The organism is Luteibacter anthropi (genome assembly GCF_011759365.1).
GTDB classification, from domain to species: domain Bacteria; phylum Pseudomonadota; class Gammaproteobacteria; order Xanthomonadales; family Rhodanobacteraceae; genus Luteibacter; species Luteibacter anthropi.
The window spans coordinates 519,056-535,011 of record NZ_JAARLZ010000003.1 but is presented as its reverse complement, the minus strand read 5'-3'; the positions used below and the strand labels follow the sequence as shown (position 1 = coordinate 535,011).

13 protein-coding genes are annotated in these 15,956 nt (G+C 66.2%); 11 read left to right on the top strand and 2 right to left on the bottom strand.

Annotated elements, in window-relative coordinates; all coding sequences use genetic code 11:
• Positions 1-37 precede the first annotated feature (37 nt).
• From HBF25_RS07980 to HBF25_RS07930, 11 genes are all read left to right on the top strand, one after another.
• Positions 38-2,008 carry a chemotaxis protein CheA gene (locus HBF25_RS07980; RefSeq protein WP_166947308.1) on the top strand — a complete coding sequence of 657 codons (1,971 nt, stop codon included), beginning with the start codon at positions 38-40 and terminating at the stop codon, positions 2,006-2,008.
• Positions 2,009-2,257: 249 nt separating this feature from the next.
• Positions 2,258-2,770 carry a chemotaxis protein CheW gene (locus HBF25_RS07975; protein WP_166947307.1) on the top strand — a complete coding sequence of 171 codons (513 nt, stop codon included), beginning with the start codon at positions 2,258-2,260 and terminating at the stop codon, positions 2,768-2,770.
• 83 nt (positions 2,771-2,853) lie between these two features.
• Entirely contained in the window at positions 2,854-4,557 is a 1,704-nt protein-coding gene (locus HBF25_RS07970; RefSeq protein ID WP_166947306.1) for a methyl-accepting chemotaxis protein, read from the top strand.
• Between the two features lie 3 nt (positions 4,558-4,560).
• On the top strand, positions 4,561-5,433 hold the full coding sequence (locus tag HBF25_RS07965) for a CheR family methyltransferase (protein ID WP_166947305.1): 873 nt from the start codon (positions 4,561-4,563) through the stop codon (positions 5,431-5,433).
• Entirely contained in the window at positions 5,430-6,089 is a 660-nt protein-coding gene (gene cheD, locus HBF25_RS07960; protein WP_166947304.1) for a chemoreceptor glutamine deamidase CheD, read from the top strand. Before HBF25_RS07965 ends, cheD begins: the two co-directional genes overlap by 4 nt.
• Positions 6,090-6,160: 71 nt before the next feature.
• Positions 6,161-7,288 (top strand): protein-glutamate methylesterase/protein-glutamine glutaminase, encoded by a 1,128-nt coding sequence (locus HBF25_RS07955; RefSeq protein WP_166947303.1) that lies wholly within the window; start codon positions 6,161-6,163, stop codon positions 7,286-7,288.
• A 17-nt stretch (positions 7,289-7,305) separates the two neighbouring features.
• Complete coding sequence (locus HBF25_RS07950; RefSeq protein ID WP_166947302.1) at positions 7,306-8,484, top strand: methyl-accepting chemotaxis protein; 1,179 nt, start codon at positions 7,306-7,308, stop codon at positions 8,482-8,484.
• 11 nt (positions 8,485-8,495) lie between these two features.
• The gene (locus HBF25_RS07945; RefSeq protein ID WP_208392458.1) at positions 8,496-8,801 is read left to right on the top strand and encodes an STAS domain-containing protein; all 306 of its coding nucleotides are present in this window, start codon (positions 8,496-8,498) and stop codon (positions 8,799-8,801) included.
• A 465-nt stretch (positions 8,802-9,266) separates the two neighbouring features.
• Positions 9,267-11,021: a collagen-like triple helix repeat-containing protein gene (locus HBF25_RS07940; protein ID WP_166947301.1), complete on the top strand. Its 1,755-nt coding sequence runs from the start codon at positions 9,267-9,269 to the stop codon at positions 11,019-11,021.
• A 111-nt stretch (positions 11,022-11,132) separates the two neighbouring features.
• A complete protein-coding gene (locus HBF25_RS07935; protein WP_166947300.1) occupies positions 11,133-12,803 on the top strand; it encodes a ShlB/FhaC/HecB family hemolysin secretion/activation protein in 1,671 nt (556 codons plus the stop codon).
• A gap of 218 nt (positions 12,804-13,021) precedes the next feature.
• Positions 13,022-14,125, top strand: a complete 1,104-nt coding sequence (locus HBF25_RS07930) for a catalase family protein (RefSeq protein WP_166947299.1) — start codon at positions 13,022-13,024, stop codon at positions 14,123-14,125.
• A gap of 91 nt (positions 14,126-14,216) precedes the next feature.
• Here HBF25_RS07930 and phbB read toward each other — a convergent pair whose 3' ends face one another.
• A complete protein-coding gene (gene phbB / locus HBF25_RS07925; protein ID WP_166947353.1) occupies positions 14,217-14,957 on the bottom strand; it encodes an acetoacetyl-CoA reductase in 741 nt (246 codons plus the stop codon).
• 61 nt (positions 14,958-15,018) lie between these two features.
• Positions 15,019-15,909, bottom strand: a complete 891-nt coding sequence (gene gluQRS / locus HBF25_RS07920) for a tRNA glutamyl-Q(34) synthetase GluQRS (RefSeq protein WP_166947298.1) — start codon at positions 15,907-15,909, stop codon at positions 15,019-15,021.
• Positions 15,910-15,956 lie beyond the last annotated feature (47 nt).

Genomic DNA, 15,956 nt, shown 5'->3' with positions numbered 1-15,956 from the left:
TCCATCCCACGACGTTCGGTCTCTTCAGGGTTCCACCATGTCCAAAGTCGATCTGGCGCAGTTCCACAAGGCCTTCCACGAGGAGAGCCTCGACGGTCTCGACGCCATGGAGCAGGCGCTCCTTGCGTTGGACGAGGGTGCCGACGATCCGGAGCTGATCAACGTCGTGTTCCGTGCCGCCCATTCCATCAAGGGCGGCGCGGCCACCTTCGGCTTTGCCGACGTGGCGGCCTTCACCCATGTAGCCGAAAACCTGATGGACGAGGTCCGCAGCGGCCGTCGTGCGATGGAAAAGGCCGTGGTGGAGCTGCTGCTGCGCTCGGGCGACATCATCCGCGACATGCTTTCGTTGCAGATGGCCGGCCAGTCCGGTGCCACGGCCGAAAGCCAGGCCTTGCTGGCCGAGCTGTCGGCCATGGTGTCGGGCGGTTCTGCGGCTCCCGCGGCCGCGAAGCCGGCCACCCCGACCGAGACGGTCGAAGGCTGGGACATCGCCTTCCGTCCGTTCGACTACCTGCTGAAGTCGGGTAACGACCCGGCGCGCATGTTCCGTGAGCTGGAAACCCTGGGCCCCCTGACGACCACGGTGGATGCCTCGACGCTGCCATCGCTGGCGGACATGGATCCGACGGCGTCGTACCTTGCCTACCAGTTGCGCCTTGATGCCGGTGCCAGGCGCGCCGTCGTGGAAGGCGTGTTCGACTGGGTCGATGGCGACTGCGAACTGACGGTGACTCCGCGCGTGGCCGCTGCGCCGGCCCCCGTGGTGGCGGCGGCCGCGCCCGCTCCGGCCGCGCCGCGTGCCGTGCGCGAGGTGGCGACCAACACCGAGGCCAGCTCGGTTCGCGTGGGCATCGAGAAGATCGACATGCTCATCAACCTGGTGGGCGAGCTGGTCATCACCCAGGCGATGCTGAGCCAGTTCAACGATGGCGTGCCCGCCGCGCAACTGGAAATGTTCCGTCACGGCCTCGGTCAGCTGGCGCGTCACACGCGCGAGATGCAGGAGAGCGTGATGAGCATCCGCATGCTGCCTATCAGCACGGTGTTCAACCGTTTCCCGCGCCTGGTCCGCGACCTGGCGCAGAAGCTCGACAAGAAGGTGGTGCTCGACCTGCGCGGCGAGACCACCGAGCTGGACAAGACGGTGCTGGAGAAGATCGGCGATCCGCTGGTCCATCTGGTCCGCAACGCTATCGACCATGGCCTGGAGGGGCCGGACAAGCGCCTTGCCAGCGGCAAGTCGGATACCGGCACCCTGCGTCTGGAAGCCTTCCATCGCGGTGGCTCCATCGTGGTGGAAGTGGCCGACGACGGCGCGGGCCTCAATCGCGATGCCATTGTCGCCAAGGCCATCCAGCGCGGCATCATCGCCTCGGGCGAGGGCATGTCCGACGACGCCGTGGCCGAGCTGATCTTCGAGGCGGGTTTCTCCACGGCGGCGGCGACAACGGATCTTTCCGGTCGGGGCGTCGGCATGGATGTGGTCCGCCGCAATGTAATGGACCTGGGCGGCACGGTTGGCATCCGCAGCGTGCAGGGGCAGGGCACCACCTTCACCATCACCTTGCCGCTCACCCTCGCGATCATCGACGGCCTCACGGCTGCCGTGGGCGGCGAGACGTATATCGTGCCCCTGGTCTCCATCGTGGAATCGGTGCAGGTGAAGACCGACGCCGTACGCAGCGTGGTGGGCGGCGGCGAGCTGTTCCGGTTCCGCGAGGACTGGCTGCCCATCGTGCGCCTGTACGACGTGTTCGGCTGCGACGGCCAGCGCCTGGGCGTGGAAGAGGGCATCGTCATCGTCGTGGAGGCCGAGGGCACCCGCATCGGCCTGTTCGTGGACGAGCTCATCGGCCAGCAGCAGGCCGTGGTGAAGTCGCTGGAAGCCAACTACCGCCGCGTGGCGGGCATTTCCGGAGCCACCATCCTCGCCGACGGCTCGGTGGCCCTGATCGCCGACGTCACCGGCCTGGTCCGCATGCAGACCCGCCGCAAGGCCGCCTGAAGCCCGCCGTGTAGGAGCGCGCCCTGCGCGCGACCGGCACAGGGCGCCCCGCACACGGCTCCGCACCGCCCCCTGTAGGAGCGCGCCTGCGCGCGACCGGTATTGGCGTAGATGTTGTCTTTCGCGAAAACCGGTCGCGCGCAAGGCGCGCTCCTACATAAAGAGAAAGGGCTCAAGTCCGGGCGGTTGCTGCCGATACCCATGCCGAAGGGGGCCATAGGCTCTGTATCGATTCGCCGTGGGAAGGACATGAACCAGCCAGCCAGCACCGTCGCCGCGACCGCCGAGGCCGCGCAGTACCTGACCGTCAACCTCGGCAACGAGGAATACGGCGTGGATATCCTCGCCGTCCGCGAGATCCGTGGCTGGACGCCCGTCACCCGTATCCCGCAGGCCCCGTCCTACGTACTGGGCGTGCTCAACCTGCGCGGCGCCATCGTGCCCGTGCTGGACCTGCGCCTGCGCTTTGGCCTCACCCGTGAGGAATACACCGCCACCACCGTCTGCGTGATCGTGATGGTGGCCGGCCGCCAGTTCGGCATCGTGGTCGATGCCGTGTCCGATGTGGTGGAGGTCGCCCCCGGCGGCGTCCGCCCGGTGCCCGACATGGGTACCACCGTCGATACCGAATACCTGAAAGGACTCACCTCCGTCGGCGAGCGCATGGTTCTCCTGCTCGACGTGGACCGCCTGCTTCAGCCGCAGGACGCACAGATGCTGGAAGCCGCGCTGGCTTCCGCCGAAGCGAAAGCCGTCGCCTGAGCGTAAGAACGCCGGCGGGGGGGAGCCCGTTCGGTGTGTGAAGCCTGGACCGCCCTTGCCGCACCTTGACGATTGGAACCGTGATGAAGAAGTTCAACTTTAAGATTCCCGCCCTGACCATTCGTGGCCGCCTCTATGGCGTGCTCGGGCTGCTCACGCTGATGTTGTTCGGCGGTGCGGCGGTGGGTCTGGGTGCCATGCACTTCCAGAATGAAGGCATGCGCCAGATTTACGAGGAAGAGCTGGTTCCGTCGGAGCTGCTGAGCCGGATCAACACCGAATCGCTGATGTCGTTCGTGGTGCTGGGCGAGGCGGCCGCCAAGGTCGGCAGCCCCGACCAGGTGAAGCAGAAGATCGCCGAATTCCAGAAGTACCAGACGGAGATGGAAGGCAACAAGGCCGTCTTCGTGAAGGTGCCGATGTCGGACGACATCAAGAAGCTCTTCGCCAAGTGGGAGTCCACCAACGACGACTACGCCTCGGCCAAGAACGACATGGTGGATGCCCTGAACCAGGGTGACCAGGGCGCCACCGACGTGCTCGAGCTGCAGGTCCGTCCGTTGCTGATGGATCGCCAGTCGCAGCTGGGCAAGCTCATCGAAGCCAAACGCGACGAAGCCTCGAAGATCTTCGACAAGGAAACCTCGCAGTACAAGACGATCCGCACGCTGTCGATCGCCTCGCTGATCATCGGCCTGGTGATCTGCCTTGCCATCGCCGTGCTGGTCATCCGCTCGATCATCCGCACGCTGTCGCACACCGTGTCGGTGGCCCACGAAATCGCCGCCGGCAAGCTCGGCCACGATATCCAGGTCACGCGTAACGACGAACTGGGCCAGCTGCAGTCCGCCTTCCGCGCCATGGACGATCGTCTCGCCGCCATCGTCACCGAAGTGCGCCACGGTTCCACCTCGGTCAGCACGGCGGCGCAACAGATTTCGCGCGGCAACGACGATCTCTCGCAGCGCACGCAGGAACAGGCTTCCAGCCTGGAAGAAACGGCCTCGTCGATGGAGGAAATGACCTCCACCGTGAAGCAGAACGCCGAGAACGCCAGCCACGCCAACCAGCTCGCCCGCGGTGCCCGCGAGCAGGCGGAGAAGGGCGGCGAAGTGGTCGCGCAGACCGTCGTCGCCATGCGCGAGATCAATGCCTCGTCGAAGAAGATTTCCGACATCGTCAGCCTCATCGACGAAATCGCCTTCCAGACCAACCTGCTGGCGCTCAACGCCGCCGTGGAAGCGGCGCGTGCGGGCGAGCAGGGCCGTGGCTTTGCCGTGGTCGCCACCGAAGTGCGCAACCTGGCCCAGCGTTCGGCCGGTGCCGCCAAGGAGATCAAGGGCCTCATCAACGACAGCGCCGGCAAGGTCAAGGCCGGTTCGGAGCTGGTAGACCAGTCGGGCAAGGCGCTCGCCGAGATCGTCGACAGCGTGAAGAAGGTGACGGATATCGTTGCCGAGATCGCCGCCGCCAGCTCGGAGCAGTCGGCCGGTATCGACCAGGTGAACCACGCCGTGCTGCAGATGGACGAAATGACCCAGCAGAACGCCGCGCTGGTGGAAGAGTCCGCCGCTGCCGCCCGTGCGATGCACGAGCAGGCCACGGAACTCAGCCGCCAGGTGTCGTTCTTCCAGGTCAGCGGCCAGGCCGCTGCCCGCGTGCAGCGCAAGGACGCCACCCAGGTCGAGATGGAAACCGTGTTCGCCTCCGTGCGCAGCAGCGCCCCGGCGCAGCGTCCGTCCCGTCCGGTGGAATCCGCCGACAACGGCGTGTGGAAGGAATTCTGATCGATGGCCGCGCTCGCCAACAACGGCGATGCCGTCGTGCTGGCGGGCGCCACCGGTCCGTCCCTGGGTGACGCCGATTTTGCGTTCCTGCGCGATTTCGTGCTCCAGCACTGTGGCATCTCGCTGGGCGAGCACAAGCGCCAGCTCGTGCAGGGACGCCTGTTGCGTCGCCTGCGCGCGCTGAACCTCTCCGGCTTCGGCGCGTACTGCGACCTGCTGCGCAGCGATCCGGACGGCGAACTGGGCGAGCTGGCCAGCTGCATCAGCACCAATGTCACCTCGTTCTTCCGCGAGATGCATCACTACGACCTGCTGGTGGACGAGTTGCTGCCTCGCTGGCTGGCCGAGAAGAAGGGCGGTCGCCTGCGCATCTGGTCGGCCGGTTGCTCCACGGGCGAAGAGCCTTATGCGCTTGCGATGGTGCTGGCCGAGGCGCTGGAGCGCAGCGGTTCGTCCATCGACGCGAAGATCCTCGCCACCGACCTGTCGCCGCAGGCACTCGACGTGGCGCGCAAGGGTGTCTACCCGGTGGATCGCCTGGGCGGTGTCGACGAAGCCCGCCGCAAGCGCTGGTTCCAGCGCGGCGAAGGTGCCTACGACGGCTATGCCCGCGTGCATCCGCGCCTGCGTGAACTGGTGACGGTGCAGCCGCTCAACCTGCTGCACGAGTGGCCCATGCAGGGCCAGTTCGATGCCATTTTCTGCCGCAACGTGGTCATCTATTTCGACAAGCCCACGAAGCAGCGCCTGTTCTCCCGTTATGCCGGCATGCTGGAAAGCCGCGGCTATCTTTTCCTCGGGCACTCGGAATCCATGTACGGACTGTCCGAGGACTTCGACCTGATCGGCCGCACGGTCTACCGGAAACGCACATGAGCGACACCTTCGTCGCGCAGCCCCGCACCTTCGTGGGTTTCGACCCGAAGAGCGTGCTGCCCGGCTTCGAGCACGTGCGCCGCTTCTGGGATCCTGCCCAGGAGGTGGTGACGGTAAAGATCCTGCCTGGCGAGTACTACGTCAGCGTGCAGGAAGAAATGATCTCGACCGTGCTGGGGTCGTGTGTCTCCGCCTGCATCCGCGACACGCGCCGGCGCATCGGCGGCATGAACCACTTCATGCTGCCGGAGCCCACGGGTGAGCGCGACGGCTGGAGCTCCACGGTGGGCCGCGCGGCGCGCTACGGCAACGACGCGATGGAACAGCTGATCAACGCCATCCTGAAAGCGGGCGGCCGTCGCGACGACCTCGAAGTGAAGATCTTCGGCGGCGGTCGCGTGCTGTCCACGATGACCGACATCGGCCAGCGCAACATCGCCTTCGTGCAGCGGTACATCGCCACGGAGAAGCTGAAACTGTGCGCAGCCGACGTGGGTGATATCTATCCGCGCCATGTCCAGTTCTTCCCGGTGAGCGGCAAGGTACGTGTGCGCCAGCTGCGCGCCGTCCATGACACTCATCTCGCCGATCGTGAGAAGCGATACCTCAAGCGATTGGCCGACGATCCGATAAAGGGAGAGGTGGAGCTCTTCTGACGCTCCATCTTGCGTTTCACGATCCGGTCGGCTTGCCGACAAGGATGTCCAGCCACTCAGCGGCAGAGCCCATGCAGAAAGTACGCGTTCTCATCGTCGACGACTCGGCCCTGGTTCGTAAGGTGCTGACCGCCATGCTCGAATCCGATCCCGGAATCGAGGTGGTCGGTACGGCCCCGGATCCGCTGATCGCGCGTGAGAAAATCAAGGCGCTCAATCCCGACGTGCTCACGCTCGACGTCGAGATGCCGCGCATGGACGGCCTGACCTTCCTCGAAAACCTGATGCGCCTGCGGCCGATGCCCGTGGTGATGGTGTCCACGCTGACCGAGCGCGGGGCGGACGTCACCCTGCGTGCGCTGGAATTGGGCGCGGTCGATTTCTTCACCAAGCCGGCCGCCGATCTGGCCAACACCTTCATGGACCACGCGCCGGACATCTGCGCGAAGGTGCGCCTCGCCGCGGGCGCGCGTCCGCGCGAGCGCACGGCAGTGAACAAGATCGACGTTACGAAGCTCGATGCGGCCAGGCTGGAGGTGGCTCCGCGCCTGTCCGCCGACGCGGTGCTGCCGCGCGCGCAGTCGGCCGGCACGCGTGGCGGCATGCGGATCATCGCCATCGGCGCGTCCACGGGTGGCACCGAGGCCATTCGCGTGGTGCTCGAAGCCATGCCGCCCACCGCGCCGCCCATCGTCATCACCCAGCACATCCCCGCCGCCTTCAGCGGCCCCTTTGCCGCGCGCATGGACACCTGTTCCGCGATGAAGGTGTGCGAGGCCCGCGACGGCCAGCCCATCCAGCCCGGCCACGCCTATATCGCCCCCGGCAGCCAGCATCTGCTGGTGATGTGGGACGGCGCACGCCACGTCTGTCGCCTGCACGACGGCCCGCCGGTAAACCGGCACAAGCCGTCGGTGGACGTGCTGTTCCGTTCCATGGCCGCCAGCGTCGGCGCCGCCACCATCGGCTGCCTGCTGACCGGCATGGGCGACGACGGTGCGCGAGGCCTCGGCGAGTTGATGGAAGCCGGCGCACCGACCCTGGTCCAGGACGAGGCCAGTTCGGTCGTCTGGGGCATGCCCGGCGCTGCCTGGAAAGCCGGCGCGGCCAGCGAAATGCTGCCGCTGGACGCCATCGCCGCGCGCCTGCTCGCGCTTGCCCATACACCCGTTTCCGCCGCCGCACGCGTCGGCACCTGATAACCGAGAAGTTCATCATGGTCATTCCCAAGAACGAACGCAGCATCGGCTTCGCCGCCAGCGGCGTGGCGCTGGTCCTGGTCCTCGTGTTCCATGCGGCCTGGGTCGCCCCGGTCGTGGTGGCACTGCTTACCGCGACCTGGATCGCCATCAGCCTGCGTCCGGCACCGTTGCCGGCCGTCGAGGTGGTGCTCAACAGCTCGTCCAGCGAGGAAGCCTCGGTACGCGAGGCCATGGAAGACGTGCGCAGCGCCATCGTTGACGAACTGGGCCACGCCAGCCGCGAACTGAACCAGGCCCTCGACCTGCTGCGCGATGCCGTGGCCGAACTGGGCGGTGGCTTCAACGGCCTGTCGCAGAAGACCGGCAAGCAGCAGAAGCTGCTGAGCGAGATCATCGAGAGTGGAGGCAAGGGCATCTCGGTGCAGGACTTCGCCTCGCGCACTGCCGGACTGCTCGAACACTTCGTGGGCCTCATCGTGCAGCTGTCGCGCGAAAGCCTGCGCATCGTCTACCGCATCGACGGCATGGCGAAGGAAATGGACGCCGTGTTCGCCCTGCTGAAGAACGTGAACACGATCGCCGAGGAAACCAACCTGCTGGCGCTCAACGCAGCCATCGAAGCGGCCCGCGCCGGTGAATCCGGTCGTGGCTTCGCGGTGGTGGCGGGCGAGATCCGCAACCTCGCCCAGCACAGCAACCAGTTCAACGAGAAGATCGGCACCCACGTGGAGCGTTCGCGCACGGCGATGGAACAGCTGCGCGAGCTGGTGGGCCACATGGCCTCGCAGGACATGAACGTGGCGCTGCAGGCCAAGGGCGACATCGACGAGATGATGTCGAACATCACCGAGACCAACGCACGCACCAGCGCCGCCGCCGACGAGGCGGCCACGATCAACCGTGGCCTCGGCAACGACGTGTCCACCACCATCCGCTCGCTGCAGTTCGAGGACATCCTGAGCCAGCTGCTGCACCAGACGCGCTCGCGCCTGGTCGATCTGCAGGAGATCACGGCCGACTGCACCCGCGATATCGAAGAGCTGGCCTGCGCGCCGGCCGACGCCAACGAGCTGGCGAGCCGCGCCCAGCGCGTGCGCACCCGCCTGGCCGAGCAGCGCGAACGCGCCCGCCTGCGTTCGCGCGGACCTGCGTTGCAGCAGTCCATGGCCGCCGGCGACATCGACCTGTTCTGAAGGGATAACCCATGGCGATCAACATCCACCACGATACCGAGCAGGGCTGCCTCACCCTTCACCTGGGCGAGCGCTTCGACTTCTCGATCCACCGCACCTTCCACGACGCCTGCCTGGGCGACGTGGCGGCCGTGCGCAGCTACGTCCTCGACCTGGAAGACGTTACCGCCATGGACAGCTCCGCGCTGGGCATGCTGATGCTCCTGCGCGAACACGCCGGTGGCGACCGGGCCGACATCCGTCTGGTCAATGCGAACCCGCAGCTGCGCAATACCTTGCGTATCGCCGGCTTCGACAAGCTTTTCACCGTGCACTGACGGAACCGACACCGAAAGGGATGTCACGGAGACGTCCCGGAAGACCTGGCGCGCCTGTCTGGCGCGTTGGGTTTTCCGGGGCGTTTTTTTATTTGGGGGTAGGGGGCGCCGGACCGGTCGCGCGCAAGGCGCGCTCCTACAACTTAGCCCTACCGGTCGCGCGCAGGGCGCGCTCCTACAACCTAGCCCTGTAGGAGCGCGCCTTGCGCGCGACCGATCAGGCGATACCCCTCGAGAAAATCAATTTAACCATTTCAATCGAACGTCTTTCCGCCCGCTGCGACGCCCCTGAACAACTCTCCGAATTTGCACAGAACAACCCCTGCCCCTAGCCAATTTTGCGTAATCCGTCTTTCGCGCCAGGCGTTTGATGGAGACAAGGATGTGACGTGGGTCACAGTCCTCGAATCGCTCCCACATGGCAGGGGGGCACTACCCAGAACGCAACGCGTTCAGGAGTGAATCATGAGCGAGCAGACATTCGGCAAGGTTTTTACCCGCACTTTGTTGGCCAGTTGCATCCTCGCGGCCATGGTCTCGATCACCGCATGCAGCGGACACAGCTCCACCCATTCCGGTGGTGGCTCCGGTGCGACGGTGAATCCGAGTGGTGCCGGCGGGTCCGGCGGAAGCAGCGATAACGGCGGCGGTTCCGGCGGCTCGGGTAGCGGTGGCACCGGCTCGGGTGACAACGGCGGTTCCGGCTCCGGCGGCACCGGCTCCAACGGCGGTGGCGGCAGTAATGGTGGAGGCGGCACCAACGGCGGTGGCGGAACCAATGGTGGAGGTGGGACCAACGGCGGTGGCGGCACCAATGGTGGCGGCGGGAATAACGGCGGTGGTGGTAACAACGGTGGAGGCGGTAACAACGGAGGCGGTGGCAACAACGGTGGAGGCGGCAACAACGGAGGCGGTGGAACGACGCCCACCCCGCCGCCCAGCAATGCCGTTGGCGCCGTGAGCACCGGCCTGGGCAACATCATTTCGGCCGTCGGCGGCACCGTTTCCGGCGTTGGCAGCCAGATCCCGGCCATCACGGCACTGGGTGGCACCAGCGGCCTCACCACGTCGCTCGGCGGCGCCGTCGGCGATCTCGGCAATGCCGTGACGGCCTTGGGCAACGGCGTCACCAACGGCCTCGGCCAGACCGGCAACATTTCCAACCCGGTGGGCGTGACCCTTGGCAGCACGGATAACGTCGTCACCGATGTAGGCAAGGCGGTGAACAACGTCGGCGCTGGTGTCAGCAGCGTGGGCGGCGGTACGCCGATCAGCCCGATCACGGCCACGGTCGGTACCGTCGTGGACAAGCTCGGTACGGGTGTGCAGCAGCTGGGTGGTCAGCTCGGCGGAGCCCTCGGCTCTTCCGGCGGCACGACCCTGACCCAGACCCTGAGCAGCGTCGTGACGCCGCTCGCCGGCGCACTGGGCAGCAGCGCCAGCCCGGTGAACTCCGGCAACCTCGTGGCAGCGGCGGGTTCGGCGGCCGGTGGGGTGACCGGCGGCGTCGCCACGGGCATCAGCAACCTCGGTGCGCAGGTCTCGGCCACCTCGGCGCCGGGTGCGGCAGGCGGCGTGACCTCGCTGGCCGGCAACCTGCTGTCGAATACCGGCGGCACGCTGGGCGCGCTCAGCACGACGCTCAACACGGGTGTCGGTGCGGCGGGTGGCGCCAACGCGACGATCGCGAATACAGGCACCGGCCTGGGCAATACGATCAACGCGGCAGCGACCACGGTGTCCGGCCTGACGGCGTCGGGCAGCCCGCTGGCCGCACTGTCGCCGGTGACTACGCCGGTGGCGAGCCTGCTGAACAACACGGCCAGTACCGTGGCGACGATCACGTCCGCCAGTTCGCCTGCCGCCGCCGTGACCCAGCCGGTGAACAACCTGGTCAACCAGGTCGCCAATGCCACGGGCCTCACGGGCGCCAGCGGCGGTACCGGCAGCGGCACCGGCGGGGCGGGCAACGTGGTCAGTGCGCTCACCAGCACCGTGGCCTCCACGGTCAGCAATACGGTAGCGACGGTCAGTAATGCCGCAAATGCTGGGACCGGAACGGGGGGCGGCGCGCAGAATGCAGTCAGTTCCCTGGTGGGTGGTGTGGTCAGCGGCGTGAGCAACACGGTCGGGTCAGTGGCCGGTGGCACGAGCAGCACGGGTGGCAGTGTCGACGTGGGCGCGGGCCTCGGCGCGGTGCTGGGCATCAAGAAGCACTAGGGATGGACCGGAGCAGGTGGCGCGATGCGCCACCTGCCTCCCGGGTAGTGGGATCCACCGATGGCGTCGACCGGGCAGGGCGACGTTCGTCATCGTTTGCAGGGAGAACCCATGAATCGATGGTTCGGCTGCCTCGCTGGCATCACCGTCGTATGTTCCGCCCAGGCGCAGGTTCGCGTCCCGGCCAATCCACTGCAAACCCTTCCGCGCGTCGAAGTCCCCAAAGAGGCGCCCGCGGTCAAGGTCAACGTGCAGGCTCCGACCCAGGCCATGGAGGCCTTGCTCGCCAGCCGGATCACGCCATCCCGTTTCGACGTGAGCGGGGTGAAATCGATTTCCTTCGACAAGGTCGCCGACGTCTTCTCGCCGATGCGCGGGAAGGAAGTGACGGTGCGCGACCTGATCGCCGCCTGCGACAAGGTCACGGCGATGTACAAGCAACAGGGCTATGCGCTGTCGTTCGCCTTCGTGCCGTCCCAGGATTTCGCCGGTGGCGTCGTGCGCATCACGGTGGTGGAAGGCTACGTCGCCGACGTGCAGGTCAAGGGTGACACGGGCAACATGGACAAGCGCATCCGCGCCATGGCCCAGCACCTCGTCGACGAACGTCCGCTGCGACAGGAGACCTTCGAGCGTTACACCCAGCTTCTGGGCATGCTGCCCGGCGTGAAGGTGGCGGCCAACGTACCGGCGCCCACGACCACCGACGGTGCAACGCGGCTGGATCTCGATGTCACCCGGCAGCGCTATGACGCGAGTTATGGCGTCGATTTCAACCACCCCGGTACTCAGGGCGTGTTATCGCTGCAGGAGAACGGACTCACGCCACTGGGTGAGCAGCTGAGCATATCGACGCTGATTCCCAATGGTGGCGGGCAGCGCTATTACGCGGCGACCTGGCTGGAGCCGATCGGTTCGCGTGGCTGGCAGGCCAAGGTGGATGCCAGCCGCTACTGGGGCAACCCGGATACCGACAACAGCCAGCTGCCGTCGTACCTCGATCATCGACTGAGCCAGAGCAAGCTGGCGCTTTCCACCAGCTATCCGATCATCCTCACCAACACGAAGCGCCTGAACCTGACGATCGGTTTCTATGGGTCGAAACAGGACGACCGTTATCACAACGTGGATACCGGGGCATTCATCGCGTTGCAGTCGAATGTGCGCGTACTCAATGCAGAGCTGGCATGGCTGAAGATCGCCGAGAAACACACGGAGCAATTCAGCTTCGCCGTGGCACATGGTTTCGACGGCATGGGGGCTTATTCGCGGGCACTGACCAATGTACCGGGAGGCGTGTCGGTGGCGTTGCCAGACACTACGTTCACCCGCTACATGATCAATGGGCTGTGGTCACAGCAGCTAGGCCACAAGTTCGGTGCCGTGTTCCGGCTGACGGGCCAATACAGCAAGGATTCGCTGCCGTCGACCGAGCAGATCAACTTCGGTGGACCGAGCTACGCCTATGCCTATGACCCCGGCGATGCGGCCGGCGACAGTGGCTGGGGTGCATCGGCGGAAGTGAATCGAGCGTTCGTGTCAGGCGATACGTGGGTGAAGTCGATCGTGCCGTACGTGGCGTATCAGAGTGCGCGCGTCTACCTCAACGGTGCACGGCCACTGATCAACCATCTCGACTCGGCGGCGGTTGGCGTGCGTTTCTCCGATGCGAAGCACTACACCATTGATCTCGCCCTGGCCAAACCCACCGGCGACAAGCCACCGGAAAGCACCACCCGCGAGAAGCGCTGGAACCTGACGTTCAGCTATCGCTTCAAGTAATAGCAACGCCTGCGCGCTACCTCACCCACCGGTCGCGCGCAAGCACGCTCCTACAAAAGCGGGGAAGATCGCGCCTCGCGCGACCGCACTCTCCTGTAGGAGCGCGCCTCGCGCGCGACCGGACAGGCGGCTTCGCTCAAGTCGCGCGCAAGCACGCTCCTACATGGAGTTCACGTGGGCGCGGTGACGATCTTCCGATCCCGTCCGGAGGTCGTGCCATGCCCTTGTCGCTTCATCCCGCTCCGATCCTCTACAACGATGCGCTGGAGCACGTCGGCGACGATGAAGCCGAGACGGCCGAGGAATTGATCGAAACCCTCACCGGCATCAACACCACGACGCTGGAACACGAAAAGCACGCCTACCGCTCGGTACATGCGAAGAGCCACGGACTGCTGACAGGCGAACTCATCGTCCCCGGCGACCTGCCCCGGGAACTGGCGCAAGGCATCTTTGCCAGGCCCGGCACGTGGCCCCTCGTGATGCGACTGTCCACGATTCCCGGCGACCTGCTTGACGATAGCGTGTCCACCCCGCGTGGCATGGCGGTGAAGATCGTCGGTGTGGACGGCGAGCGTCTGCCGGGTAGCGAAAACGACGTCACGCAGGATTTCGTGCTGGCCAACGGCCCGGCATTCAAGGCGGCGACGGCGAAGAAATTTTCCGGCTCGCTGAAGCTGGTGGCCGCCACCACCGATCGTGCCGAAGGCGCCAAGAAGGCCCTTTCCGCCGTACTGCGTGGTGCAGAGCGCGTCGTCGAAGCCTTCGGTGGAAAGAGCTCGACCTTGCTGGCCCTCGGCGGGCAGCCGGAGACACACCCGCTGGGCGACACCTATTACAGCCAGGCACCGCTGCGTTTCGGCGATTATGTGGTGAAGCTGTGCATTGCACCGCGTTCGCCGAATCTCACGAAGCTGACCGGCGCGCATGTCGAGGTCAACGGACGGCCCGATGGCCTGCGCGAGGCGGTGCAGGAACACTTCGCAGCGCAGGGAGGCGAGTGGGACGTGCGTGTGCAATTCCTGACCGACCCGGAGACGATGCCCGTCGAGGACGCCTCGGTGCCGTGGCCGGAAGAAAAGAGCCCGTACATCGATGTGGCGCGTATCGTGCTGGCGCCACAGCCTGCGTGGAACGAGTCGCGTCGACAAGCCATCGACGATGGCTTGTCATTCAGCCCGTGGCACGGCATCGCCGCACACCGGCCGCTGGGTTCCGTGATGCGTGCGCGCCGGCTGGCCTATCAGGTGATGGCGAAGTTCCGCGCGCACCACAATAAGGTGGATATCCGCGAACCCCGCGACATCGCAAACCTGTTGTAGGAGCGCGCCTTGCGCGCGACCGGACTGTGCGACGAGCCCCATGGGTTTCGTCAGAACCGGTCGCGCGCAAGGCGCGCTCCTACAGGGGCGTTTACCAGCCCATGTAGTGGCCGCCGTTGATGGCCAGGTTCGAGCCGGTGATCCAGCTGGATTCCTCGGAGGTGAGGAAGGCCACCGCGTGCGCGATTTCATCCGGACGCCCGAGGCGGCCGACAGGAATCTGCGCGACGATCTTGGCGCGGATATCTTCCGGCACGGCCATCACCAGGTCCGTACCCACGTAGCCCGGCGATACGGTATTCACCGTGATGCCGAAGCGGGCGTTTTCCTGCGCGAGCGAGATCGTGAAACCATGCACGCCGGCCTTGGCGGCGGCGTAGTTGGCCTGGCCGTACTGGCCCTTCTGGCCGTTGATCGAGCTGATCTGAACGATGCGACCCCATTGGCGGGAGCGCATGCCCTCGATGACCGGGCGGGTGACGTTGAAGCAGGCGTTGAGGTTGGTGTTCACCACCTCGGTCCACTGCTGGTAGTCCATCTTGTGGAAGGTGGTGTCGCGGGTGATGCCGGCGTTGTTGATGAGGATCTCGACCGGACCAGCCAGTTCCTCCACGCCGCGGATCATGTCCGCCGCCGAATGAGGATCGGAAACGTCTCCCTTGACCATCACCACGTCGATGCCGTCGCGGATCATGTCCTCGCGCCATGCCGCGGCCCTGGCGTCGTCGCGGTAGTTGGTGGCCACCCGGTGGCCCTGGCGGGCAAGGTAGCGCACGATCGCCGTGCCTATGCCCCCGGTGCCGCCGGTGACCAGCGCCGTGCGTTGCGTGATGCCGTGCTTCATCCCAGCCGTGTCCCGTAATGGAGTGGCCCGCGTGGCGGGCAAACGATTTTTATAACGCCGGCGCCGGGGTAAGACTACTGCGGCGAAGCGCCGCAGGCTGGAATCCGTTCAGCGCCGAGGCCAGCAGGGCCCCGGGACTGTCCCCGGCGTCGCCTGCCGGCACGCCCAGCCATGCCAAGGCCCGTCGGAGGGCGGGCAGGGGATCGGCCGGGTCCACCGGTAGCGACGCGGCCGACTTGGACAGCTTGCGGCCCTCGCCATCCAGTACCAGTGGCAGGTGCAGGTAGCCGGGCGTCGTCAGGCCGAGAACGCGTTGCAGATAGATCTGCCGGGCGGTGGATTCCAGCAGGTCGGCTCCGCGCACCACGTGGGTGATGCCCTGGTCGGCGTCGTCCACCACGCAGGCCAACTGGTAGGCCCACAGGCCCTCGACGCGGCGGATGACGAAGTCACCTGCCACGTCACGCAGGTTTTCCTCTTGAGGGCCCTGGAGTTCATCGGTCCAGCGCAGGGTTTCGTCCGGCACCCGCAGGCGCCAGGCAGGCGGACGTTGCGGATCAGGTGCCGCCACACACCGACCGTCGCGATGGATACCCCCATGCGGCGCCAGGTCGGCCCGGCTGCACCAACAGGGGAACACCTCCCCGGCCTCGCGAAGACGCTCGAAGGCGGACTCGTAGAGGGCCTGGCGACGGGACTGGTAGACCACCGGCTCGTCGGCATGCAGGCCGAAGGCATCGAGGGCGGCGAGGATGCCTGCCGCGGCGCCGGGAACCTCGCGCGGCGGGTCGATGTCTTCCACGCGCAGCAGCCAGTCACCACTGGCGTGTCTTGCTACCAGCCAGCTGCCGACGGCGGCCACCAGCGAACCGAAGTGCAGGGCGCCGGTGGGAGAGGGGGCGAAACGCCCGCGATAGCGCGTGCGGGTAGACGGATCCAATGGTGAGACGTTTCTCAGCGCGAGTGGGACGCGAAGCAGACAGTGTA